Source organism: Streptococcus sp. DD04, from assembly GCF_001578725.1.
Taxonomy (GTDB): Bacteria; Bacillota; Bacilli; order Lactobacillales; family Streptococcaceae; genus Streptococcus; species Streptococcus sinensis.
The window spans coordinates 36,730-47,086 of sequence record NZ_KQ968977.1 but is presented as its reverse complement, the minus strand read 5'-3'; the positions used below and the strand labels follow the sequence as shown (position 1 = coordinate 47,086).

The window sequence follows — 10,357 nt, the reverse complement described above, 5'->3', positions numbered from 1 at the left end:
GTCCGCGCCTATAAGCTCAAGGCTCTCCGTCAGAAGATTGGCTTTATCCCGCAGAAAGCTCTGCTATTTACCGGGACGATCGCTGAAAATATCCGCTATGGTAAGGAAGATGCTAGCTCTGAAGAGCTCAATCAAGCAGCAGATGTGGCTCAGGCTCGCGACTTTATCGAGAGCAGAGAAGAACGCTACGAGACGCACTTGGCTGAAGGCGGCAGCAATCTATCGGGTGGACAAAAGCAACGCTTGTCCATTGCGCGTGCGGTTGTCAAGGAGCCAGATATTTATATCTTTGATGATTCCTTCTCGGCGCTGGACTACAAGACGGATGCGACTTTGCGCCGCCGACTCAAGGAAGTAACGCAGGATGCAACGGTTCTCATCGTGGCTCAGCGGGTCGGAACCATTATGGATGCGGATCAAATCATTGTCTTAGACAAGGGTGAAATCGTGGGTCGCGGCCGGCATGAAGAGCTGATGGAAACGAATGCCATCTATCGCGAAATCGCCAATTCCCAGCTTAATAGTCAATCACTAACAGAAGAATAGGAGGAAGAGATGAAAGAAAATAGTTTTGTCCGCTTATGGGGCTATCTAAAAGTCTATAAAGCCGCCGTGCTTCTTGCAGTCTTCCTCAAGATTGTCAGCGTGGTCATGAGTGTCCTAGAGCCTTTTGTCCTAGGTCTTGCCATCACAGAACTGACGCAAAATCTGCTGGATATGGCCAAGGGAGTACCCGGTGCAGCTATCAATAGCAGTTATATTGCTTGGATCATGCTGCTCTACTTCATTCGTGCCCTCTTTTATGAGATTGGTTCTTACTTTTCTAACTATTTCATGACCAATGCTGTGCAGAGCACTGTCCGCGACATGCGCAACGAGCTGAGTCATAAGATCAATCAAATTCCTGTTTCGTATTTTGACAAGCACCAGTTCGGTGATTTGATTGGGCGCTTCACCAGTGATGTGGAGACTGTCTCAAATGCTCTCCAACAAAGCTTTTTGCAGGTGGTCAATGCCGTCATGACCCTGATTTTGGTCATCGGGATGGTTCTGTATCTGAATGTCCAGCTGGCCTTGATCGTTATCGTCAGCATTCCTCTGACCTATATGGGAGCTAGATTTATCCTCAAAAAATCCCAGCCATACTTTAAGCAGCAGGCGGATGTTTTGGGTGCTATGAATGGCTTCGTTCAGGAAAATCTGTCAGGTTTTAATGTTCTCAAGCTTTATGGTCGGGAAGAGACTTCAGCTGAGGATTTTCGAGCGATTACTCAAAATCTGCAGGAAGTCGGATTTAAAGCCAGCTTTATCTCAGGGCTCATGATGCCGGTTCTTAATGCAATTTCTGATTTGACCTATCTTATCGTCGCTTTGGTAGGCGGTTTGCAGGTTATTGCTGGTCAGCTGACCATCGGGAATATGCAAGCCTTTGTCCAGTACGTCTGGCAGGTCAATCAGCCTATCCAAAACCTTACCCAGCTGGCAGGTCAGCTCCAGAGTGCCAAGTCTTCGCTGGATCGGATTTTCCAGATTTTGGATGAGCCAGATGAAGTCATGGATAATACTGTCCAGCTAGACAAGGACTTGACCGGTCAAGTCAGCTTCAAAGATGTAGACTTCCAATATGTAGCAGATAAGCCACTGATTCGCAATTTTAATCTGGAAGTCAAGCCGGGTGAAATGGTGGCTATAGTCGGACCGACCGGAGCTGGTAAGACGACGCTGATCAACCTGCTCATGCGCTTCTACGATGTGACTAAAGGCTCTATCAGCGTGGATGGCCACGATATTCGCCAGCTATCCCGTCAAGACTATCGCAAGCAATTTGGTATGGTCTTGCAGGATGCTTGGCTTTACGAAGGGACTATCAAGGAAAATCTCCGCTTTGGTAACCTTGAAGCTAGCGATGAGGAGATTGTGGAAGCAGCTAAAGCAGCCAATGTAGATTACTTTATCCGCACCTTACCAGGTGGCTACAATATGGAAATGAATCAGGAATCTAGCAATATCTCGCTAGGGCAAAAGCAGCTCCTGACGATTGCACGGGCTCTCTTGGCCGATCCTAAGATTCTAATTTTGGACGAGGCGACTTCTTCAGTTGATACTCGTTTGGAGCTCTTGATTCAGAAAGCCATGAAAACTCTCATGCAGGGGCGGACAAGCTTTGTCATTGCTCACCGCTTGTCCACTATCCAAGAAGCAGACAAGATTTTGGTGCTCAAGGATGGACAAATCATTGAGCAGGGCAATCACGAGTCGCTGCTGGCCGACAAGGGATTCTATCATGACTTGTATATGAGCCAATTTTCAGACAAGAAAGAAGCCTAGATATATATAAAAGGAAACTCAGCTGAGTTTCCTTTTAAAAATGACGAAAAATATTGAAGAATTTGACTGAGATTTGGGTGAGGAATGTTTAAGAACTCATATCTGCTTTTACGATAGGACAGTTCCACGTCGTGTGGTGCCTAGAGCAATTGTCAGATCAAAAAAATGATGATTGACTATATATTTTATTTTGTATTTGTAAAAATAAGGGATTGATTCCTGAGCTGAACTAAGGTAAGAGTCGGAGTTCAAGGAAGATGTAGGCCAGTTGCAGTAGAGGATAAAAACATAGGTAATTTCTTGAACACAGGCAGAATAAGTCTAGCAACAGAAAGTCTCCAGCGTAAAATCATGTTCCTAGTACACCATAAAAGCATTTTTAATAAAGAAAAAATTCGATATAAAACAATTTTTTTTAAGATTTAAAAGCGAAGTGCTATATTCTTTGACAAGCTACGATTATCAAAAAAGGCTCTCTAAATATTCAAATTAAATCAAAATTAATTTCATTAAGTTCGTATTAAAGCATATTTTGTATTATAAATCCCTTTTATTCAGTATAACTTATCCAAATATCTTGCAGAAAAGTGAGTTTATAGTTATAATGGAAAAGCATTTTAAAGTGGGAGAGGAGTTTCTAATGATTAAAAAGGGTGCTTTAACAGGCTTGCTTTTATTTGGAATGTTTTTTGGAGCTGGAAATCTAATTTTCCCCCCTCAGCTTGGGTTGGAATCGGGTCCTCAATTTTGGCCAGCGATTGCAGGGTTTGTTTTGTCTGGAGTTGGGATTGCCATCTTGACTTTGGTTGTCGGAGCTTCGAATCCTAAAGGTTATATGGATGAAATTTCACAAAAAATTGCTCCTTGGTTTGCAATTGCTTATCTTGTGGTTCTCTATCTTTCGATTGGTCCTTTCTTCGCCATTCCACGGACCGCTACAACAGCTTTCTCTGTCGGAATTGAGCCAATGCTGCCGGCAGATTCTCATACGATTTGGCTTTTTGTCTTCACCACAATTTATTTTGTGTTGGCGTATATCATCGCTCTTAATCCATCAAAGATTTTGGACAGTATCGGCCGCTATCTGACTCCAATTTTCGCGATTTTGATTGTCGTTTTGGTTGTTCTTGGGGCGTTCAGATATGGAGTGGCTGCTCCCCAGCCCGCTACTGCTGAGTATGCTGGGGCCGCTTTTGGCGCAGGTTTCCTTCAAGGCTATAACACTCTGGATGCTCTGGCCTCAGTTGCTTTTAGTGTGGTTGCTGTAGCGACCCTGAACCAGCTCGGATTTAAAAATAGAAAAGAATATGTTTCAACAATCTGGGTGGTTGGTATCCTTGTAGCCATGGGCTTTAGCATCCTGTATATTGGACTCGGATTTTTGGGGAATCATTTCCCGCTTGATACAGCTCAACTGCCTCAAGGGGCGAATATTGGAGCTTCTGTTCTTTCCTCAGCAACTCAGGCAATTTTTGGTTCAGCGGCTCAGATTTTCCTAGCGGTCATGGTAACGGTGACTTGCTTTACAACGACTGCTGGTCTCATTGTCTCAACTGGTGAGTTTTTCCATAATACTTTTCCTAAATTATCTTATAAAGTGTATGCGACTGTCTTTACTTTGATAGGCTTTGCTATAGCCAATCTTGGGCTCAATGCCATTATCCAGTATTCACTCCCAGTCCTGATGATTCTTTATCCAATTACGATTACCATTGTTATGATTGTGATTGTTAATAAAATTTTGCCACTTTCGAAACCTGGGATGCAGTTTACGATTGCCATAGTTGCTTTGATTGCTGCGGCCAGCGTTTTGGCGCCCCAGTTTAAAATAAAGGGGCTAGAGAATATGATAAATTCTCTGCCTCTTGCCGGAGCCTCTCTTCCTTGGTTACTCCCAGCCATAGCAGGTATTATTCTTTCACTTTTTCTGCCAAATAAACAAAAGAGTGAGCGTTTTGAGCTAGATTGATTCTGCAAAATCTAAGTTCTTAAAAAACCAGTGAAATTTCGATATTCGCTGGATTTTTCTTTTTCATTAAAAATAGCATAATATTAATGGCTTTTAGTGAATAGAGGTCAGCAATGAGGATAATCTGCATATGGGAAAATGGTTGTGAACTGGGGAGTTCTTCCAGTTTTTGTGCTGAATCAGTAAAATGGGGGAATTAAACTTGTTTATAAGAGCTAATGTTGCTGTGATTGTTTTTCATCATTTGGTTATTATGCAGATAGGGAGTTTCTTTTGAAAAATAATGAAAAAGATTGTATAATGAAAAGGAGATCATTAGCTTTGAGCTCTGGAGGTGATGGTGCTGCTTATACGTAAAGCCAGCGAAGAGGACTGGCAGATTATTCAGGACATTTGTACCGAAACTTGGCTAAGCACTTATCAAGAAATCTACTCCTCCCAGTACATCCAGCGAGTTTTTGAAATATTTTACAGTCAAGAGCGCTTAGTAAAGGACTTGACCGAGCTCTCTCCTGAATGGAATGGCTACTGGCTGGCAGAAACAGATGACCAAGCTCTCGGATGCATTGGAGGCGGTATGGGGGAGGACGGTAGAGCTAATATCTATGTTCTCTATGTTTTGCCTCGAGCTCAACGATTGGGAGTTGGTCATGCCTTGGTCCGTACCTTAACGGATTATCAAAAATCGGAACATCAAGCTGTGGAACAAGCTGTCACAGTGACCGAAGGAAATACTCTCGGTATTTCTTTCTACGAAAAGAAGGCTTTGGCTTTGAAAATGCTACTGAAAATTGGATTGATAGTAGTCAGGCCAGGGATTTACACTATTTCAGAAATATTTAAAAATAAAAAGGAGCATTTATGCAAGTTATTAAGCGTAGCGGTGAAGTTGTTGAATTTGACCCAGATAAGATTTATCAAGCTGTTTTGAAGGCAGCACAGACTGTGTATGTTCTGACGGACGATCTCCGTCAAAATCTGGCTTTGGTGACTAAAAAAGTTGTTTTAGATTTGGAAGAAGCCAAGGTAGAGCGCGCGACTATTAGCATGATTCAGTCCATGGTAGAGAATCGTCTTTTGGGAGCGGGCTACATTACCATTGCTGAGCATTACATTTCGTACCGCTTGCAGCGTGATTTGGAACGTAGTGGCTACGGAGACCATATCGCTGTTCATCTGCATTTTGAGCAGATCCGATAAAAGTAGTTCCTCATACAGCTGTATTGTGGGACGTAGGTGATGCTTGGTTTGAAATGAGGGTATCAACGCTATTTAGCTCGAATCTGAAAATATAGGAGCGAGGGAAGTGAGAATCTATGGGTTGTTGCGCTTCATTGTCAACTGTAACGATTAGAGAAAAGCTAAAATCTGGAGAGGATCAGTTTGGTCTTCTCCTTTTTGCTACCCTTTTTCCTCTTTTCTTTGATATTTTTCAAAATAACTTGACAAAAATATTGATAAAGTGTATGATATTAACCAGTTAATTAACTGGTTAATGATAATTAAGGAGATTTTATGAAACAAAGTAAGAGAATTGCAACTTGGCTAAGTTTGCTGGCTCTGGCCCTATGTCTATTGGGCTGTCAGTCTCAGAAGGAGTCTGGCAACGCTAATCCATCCCAAGGCTTGAAGATTGTGACGAGTTTTTATCCTATCTATTCTATGGTCAAGGCTATATCGGGGGACCTGAATGATGTGCGCATGATTCAGTCTAGCAGCGGCATTCATGATTTTGAACCTTCGGCTAATGACGTAGCAGCTATCTATGATGCAGATGTCTTTGTCTACCACTCCCGGACTTTGGAGTCTTGGGCAGGCGAGCTCAATCCGAGTTTGCAGCATTCTAAGGTTCAGGTCCTTGAGGCTTCTCAAGGTATGGAGCTGGATCGGGTCGTAGGCTTAGAAGATGTCCAAGCAGGAGAGGGAGTGGATGAGAAGACACTCTATGACCCCCATACCTGGCTGGATCCTCAAAAAGCTGCGGAGGAAGCTCAGATTATTGCCGACAAGCTGTCGGAGCTGGATAGCGACCATCGGGAGACTTATCAGGCTAATGCTCGAAAATTTCAAGAACAGGCCAAGGAGCTGACCGAGCGTTACCAGAAGATTTTCGATAAAGTGCCCAACAAGACCTTTGTCACCCAGCATACCGCCTTTTCTTATCTAGCCAAGCGTTTTGGGCTGACCCAGCTGGGCATTGCTGGTATCTCACCAGAGCAGGAGCCTAGTCCACGCCAGCTGACAGAGATAGAAGACTTTGTCAAGGAGCACAAGGTGCGGACCATTTTTGTGGAAAGCAATGCTTCCTCGAAAATCGCCCAGACTTTGGTCAAGGCGACTGGTGTAAAAATTAAGGAGCTGAATCCTCTGGAAGCAGACCCAACCAATCAACTGTCTTATTTAGAAAATTTAGAAGAAAATCTAGCTGTTTTAGCTAAAGATTTGAAAGAATAAAGGAGAATCATGAAAAAGAAATATTTTCTTGCTTCTGTCGCTGTCCTAGCTCTCGGATTCGGAACTTATGAGCTCATCCAATGGCAAGCTCAATCCCGACCCCAGATCAAAGATAACCAAGTAGCCTATATTGAGGACAAGACTTCGGATGGCAAGACGGATAAAAATAAAAGTTTGATATCTGACCAAATCAATGACGAGGAAGGTATTGAAGCGGAGCAGATTGTCGTGAAAATCACAGATCAGGGCTACGTCACTTCCCACGGAGACCATTATCATTACTTTGATGGCAAGGTGCCTTTCGATGCTATTATCAGTGAAGAGCTGATTATCCGAGATCCTAACTACACGCTTCAGGAGGCAGATATTGTCAATGAGGTTAAGGATGGCTATATCATTAAGGTGGAGGGGAAGTATTATCTCTACCTCAAGGATGCCAAGCATACCAGCAATGTCCGCTCAATTGAGGAGATTGCCCGGCAGAAGAAGCTTCATAAGACCAAGGAAGAAGGCGATAGCGCCAAATCCTCCAGTACAAAAGCGAGTAGGACTCGAGATTTCAGCCAGCCCAGCAAGTACCTAGCTGCGGGAAAGACAGCCGCAGACCTTGCAGGAGTTTCTTACCAAGGCCAAGGGGGATATAGGACGGATGATGGTTATACTTTCAGTCCCTCTGACGTCATCGAGGATACTGGCGATGCTTTTATCGTGCCGCATGGAGGTCATTTTCACTACATCCCGAAGAGCGAGCTGTCGCCAGCAGAATTAGCGGCGGCTCAGAGCTATTGGAATAGCAGGCGGGCAGGTGGAAAGGCGAATCAGCCTGAGTACGCTAGGGCAGGAGCTTCTTCAAATACTTGGAACCAGAATAGTGCTAGCAGTCAGGGTGGACCTGTGTCAAATCCGAGTCCACAGTTGCCAAATCATTCAAAGATTGAGCAGCCAAGTCCTGGCTCAGCGGTTTCTCAGCCGAGTCCATCCAATCCGCTCCAGCCGTCTCAACCATCTCAGCCCTCCTTGCCGAGTCTGCTGCAGCAACTCTATGCCCTGCCTCAGTCTCAGCGCTACCATGAAGGGGATGGCGTAGTATTTGACCCGTTGAAAATTAGTCGTCGGACAGAGAAGGGGGTTGTTATCCCCCACGGAGACCACCATCATTTCATTCCTTATGACAAGCTGTCAGACTTGGAAGCAAAGATTGCCCGCTTGATTCCTATAGGTTATACCTATCAGCCGCTGGGAGATCCTCTGCAAGCTTTGAAGCCTCAGCTACCGTCTCAGTCTGAGCACGAGCATGGTTTCCATGCGGAAGCTGTCATCTCAAAAGATGAGGAAGGTTATGTTGTTCAACATGGAGGTCATGCTCATTACTTCTTTAAAAAGGATTTGACGGCAGATCAAATTGAAGCAGCAGAAGCTAACTTGGCTAAGCAAAAACATTCAAGCCAGTCCAGTCCAGTCAGCGCAGAATATGATCGCTATTCTCGCGATGCCAGTGATGAGGAAAAGATGGCTTATATCTCCAAGACTTATGGAGTTCCGCGCGAAGCGATTAAGATTTCCAAAGGCTTCTTCGTCTTTAACAATCCAGATCAAGCTTATGACCCGACTCATATCCACCCTTATGCTGTCAGAAAAGAGCATGTCCGTATTCCTTTAGAAACTGGGAATCCTGAGCTGGACTTTTTAAATGAGCTCTATACAACGGCTCTGCGTTCAGGTTTGTCGCCTTACAGCATTCAAGTAGAAAATGGTCAGTTTGTTATTCCCCATGGGGACCACAATCATTACATTCGTGTACAGTCTAAAGGTGTTGACTTAGGTCTAAAGAATAAACTGCCAGCCTTACAATCAGCCTATCAGGCCGGAACCTATAGTGAAAAGCCCGTTCTTGAGAAAGTGGAAGCTCTGCTTACAGCGAGTCGAGCGATTTATGCTGACGATCTGTTGATGCAGCGCCGAATTGAGCTTGCTTTAGGAAACTTTGTAGAAACCATGAAGCAATTGCCAAGCAATTCGACAGCTGGCTATTTGGCTAGTTTGGAGCAGTTTGATAAGCACTATATTCACGTAGATAAGAGCGCCCAAACTGAGAAGCTGACGGAAGTAGATAAGAAATATCAGGAACTGGTCGATAAAATCAAACGCTTGGAAACAGACAGCTACAATGTCAATAAGACTTCCTTGCTCAGTGACTTACAGATGGCAAAGATTGAGAAAAATGAGGTCAAGATAAATGAAATCGATCAACTGCTGACCAGTCTTCAAGATTATCAAGACCGGACAGGGGTAACTTCTGTTGAATATCTCAAGGCCTTTTATTTAGCCGTCGATGATGCACGATTGCAGCCAGAGCTTCGTAAAAAAGTTGCAGACTTAGCTATGAAGCTCTACAAGTCACAAGCCTTTATCGAAGCGGTTGATTTGAAAGCCTTGTTCTTGGATCTCTATCAGACGAAGCTAGAAGTTGATATGGCTCTTGCTAGTGGTGAGACGGCTCCAGCAAAGGGTAAAACAATTCTAGATACAGAAAAAACTGATGATCAAAACTACAAAACAGCTATCTATGGATTCTTGAAAGAATTGTACGGTGAATTTGCACCGCAGCCAAAAGTAGAGATTCCGGATGAAACTTTCCAAGCTCTCTTCCAGCAAGGGCAAACGCTTTTAGAAAGAATCAAAGATTCTGCTAGTCAGGAAGATTATAAGAATCAATTAATGGCACTTCGGGCAGATTTACAAGCAGCCAGCAAGGATAGAGAAGCTATTTTAGCAGATGGCAAGATTCTCTTGGCTAAGATGGTTGAGACCATCAAAGCTCAGCAAGCAGAAAGCAGTCCGAAAGACCAAGAGCTCTATAAGAAAATCTATGTCCTCCTCATGGCTGCCCATAAGTTGCTTGAGGAGCAAAATGCCTCGGATGAATTGTTTACTAAGTTAGATGCTCTATTTGATAAGCTTGCGGATAACAAGGTCAATAAAGAGGAATTGCTTACAGAAGTTCAGATTTTTATCGAAGGCCTTCAACATCAGGGTAAAGTTGAAAATCTGCTCTCTGACGCAGGTAAATCTGAAGAGAAAGATTCCGAAGCAGGGAAATCTGCTGAAACATCTATGGAAGCTGCCTCTGCTAAGGTGTCAAGTGAGACTCAAGATTCAGCAAGCGATAGTCCCAGTCAAGCAGTCTCTGATAACACTGCTCCAGAATCAAAGGATCAAGGGGGCAATACCATGCAAGAAAGGTCGGCTCAGTCTTCTATTCAAGATCCTTCAACAAATGAAGTAGCAGGACAATAAGAGGTAGGCGGTTTAATCAATGCTGTCTCTCAGGAAAACTTCTGTGTTCCAGAATGTGTTGGAGTAGGTTCAACAAGGATAAATTTTACTCTGGAAATTGGATCAGAATTAGGAAATAGAATCATAACCACCCGTCTAACGGGTGGTTTGTACCAGGGCTATAAGCCCAAATCACCAGCCAGCGCCTAAAGACGCTGGCTTTCACGTTGTTCAAGCCTCATTGCTCTTGACTCGTCACTTGCCTCTTAAAGAGACTTTAGTACTACTTACCACTATCCCTAAAGGGATCCTCATATTCTTTTACACTTA

At 43.8% G+C, this 10,357-nt stretch carries 7 protein-coding genes; all 7 read left to right on the top strand.

Annotated elements, in window-relative coordinates; all coding sequences use genetic code 11:
* Nucleotides 1-546: ATP-binding cassette domain-containing protein (locus STRDD04_RS03080; RefSeq protein ID WP_156469041.1), on the top strand; the 546-nt coding region annotated here is incomplete at its 5' end.
* 9 nt (nt 547-555) lie between these two features.
* On the top strand, nt 556-2,328 hold the full coding sequence (locus tag STRDD04_RS03075; RefSeq protein WP_062199262.1) for an ABC transporter ATP-binding protein: 1,773 nt from the start codon (nt 556-558) through the stop codon (nt 2,326-2,328).
* Nucleotides 2,329-2,968: 640 nt separating this feature from the next.
* Complete coding sequence (gene brnQ, locus STRDD04_RS03070; protein ID WP_062199261.1) at nt 2,969-4,297, top strand: branched-chain amino acid transport system II carrier protein; 1,329 nt, start codon at nt 2,969-2,971, stop codon at nt 4,295-4,297.
* A gap of 340 nt (nt 4,298-4,637) precedes the next feature.
* Nucleotides 4,638-5,228 (top strand): GNAT family N-acetyltransferase, encoded by a 591-nt coding sequence (locus tag STRDD04_RS03065; protein WP_231853876.1) that lies wholly within the window; start codon nt 4,638-4,640, stop codon nt 5,226-5,228.
* Nucleotides 5,159-5,497, top strand: coding sequence for an ATP cone domain-containing protein (locus tag STRDD04_RS03060; RefSeq protein WP_037617483.1), 339 nt, complete (start codon nt 5,159-5,161; stop codon nt 5,495-5,497). The genes STRDD04_RS03065 and STRDD04_RS03060 overlap by 70 nt, the downstream gene beginning before the upstream one ends.
* A 315-nt stretch (nt 5,498-5,812) precedes the next feature.
* A complete protein-coding gene (locus tag STRDD04_RS03055; RefSeq protein ID WP_062199259.1) occupies nt 5,813-6,751 on the top strand; it encodes a metal ABC transporter solute-binding protein, Zn/Mn family in 939 nt (312 codons plus the stop codon).
* Between the two features lie 9 nt (nt 6,752-6,760).
* Nucleotides 6,761-10,048 carry a pneumococcal-type histidine triad protein gene (locus tag STRDD04_RS03050; RefSeq protein ID WP_062199256.1) on the top strand — a complete coding sequence of 1,096 codons (3,288 nt, stop codon included), beginning with the start codon at nt 6,761-6,763 and terminating at the stop codon, nt 10,046-10,048.
* Nucleotides 10,049-10,357 lie beyond the last annotated feature (309 nt).